The following is a 1321-nucleotide window of genomic DNA, read 5'->3' on the forward strand; positions in this document are numbered from 1 at the left end:
GAGAGCTGAAACTGAACGACTTCCTTAAGATGCTCCTGCTCGTGTGAAGGAAGAGATCGCCACTTAAAAGGTGTCGCAGTCTCAAACGCTTTTTCCACCATATCGGAATCCAGCCAGAGCTCTATACTGCTACAATTCAGCTTTCTGACATCTCTTAACAGGTCTGTGGCACGTGTTTCCAGCTTTTTAATGGTTCTTTGGTTCAGCGGCTTGCTTTTGAGATCATTGTGAAGCTGATTTTCCACAAAACTGCCGTACTTGGATACAAATGCCGTAGTCCCTTCACTGGCACTGAGTTTTTCACCTTCCCTCAGTTCTCTGACAGGTAGCGGCAGCAGCTCGGCCTCCCGACCACGCCACTTGCCTCTGACAGAAATGTCAGTGGATTCATGCTGCCCTCTGTCCAGCAGGGGTTGCAAACATTGCAAAGTCCGTTGCGATGGATTCAAAGCACTCACTTCCCTATCACCAATCTCCTCGCAACTGTTATCGGCCGGTTTAGCCAAAAGTCCTGCGTTATCAGGCACAACACCTGATTTCAATCTTTCATGATGAGTCTGGCTTTGCGCAACAGAGCGGATATAATGTCGCCATTTTTTCAAGCTCTGAAATCAGGCAAAACATCAATGAGTGGATTATCCCCCGAAGTGGCAAAGCGTCGAACCTTTGCGATCATCAGTCACCCGGACGCTGGTAAAACCACCATCACGGAAAAGCTCCTGCTTCTGGGTGGTGCTATCCAGATGGCAGGTACTGTAAAAGGCCGCAAAACCGGTCGCATGGCCACTTCTGACTGGATGAAAATGGAGCAGGAGCGGGGGATCTCGATCACTACCTCGGTCATGCAGTTCCCTTATAAAGGTTGCACTGTCAACCTGCTAGACACTCCCGGACACGAAGACTTCTCAGAAGACACCTACCGCACCCTGACGGCTGTGGATAGCTGTCTGATGGTGATTGACGGCGCCAAGGGTGTCGAGGACCGTACTATTAAACTGATGGAAGTCTGTCGTCTGAGAGACACCCCTATCTTCACTTTCGTCAACAAGATGGACCGTGAAGTCCGGGACCAGATTGAAGTGTTGGACGAAGTGGAAAGCATCCTGAAAATCCAGTGCGCTCCCATCACTTGGCCGATCAGCATGGGCAAAAACTTCAAAGGGGTTTATAACCTTTACACCGACACCATTCACCTCTTCACACCGGGTCAGGGACACACAATACCCGACGACATTCGTATCAAGGGACTTGAGTCTGAAGAAGCTAAAGAGCTGCTGGGTGATATTCACGAAGACTTTGTGGATGAAGTGGAACTGGTACG

Annotated in this window: 2 protein-coding genes; one reads left to right on the forward strand and one right to left on the reverse strand. The window is 49.7% G+C overall.

Going from position 1 to position 1321, the window contains the following annotated elements:
* The coding region (locus KDK18_RS13375) for a hypothetical protein (RefSeq protein ID WP_257255429.1) at positions 1 to 527 on the reverse strand (527 nt) is incomplete at its 3' end.
* Positions 528 to 626: 99 nt separating this feature from the next.
* On the opposite strand from KDK18_RS13375, the gene KDK18_RS13380 reads away from it, so the two are divergent.
* Positions 627 to 1321 (forward strand): GTP-binding protein (locus KDK18_RS13380; RefSeq protein WP_257255430.1); only part of this gene is annotated, 695 nt, incomplete at its 3' end.

This window comes from Endozoicomonas sp. SESOKO3 (assembly GCF_024606255.1).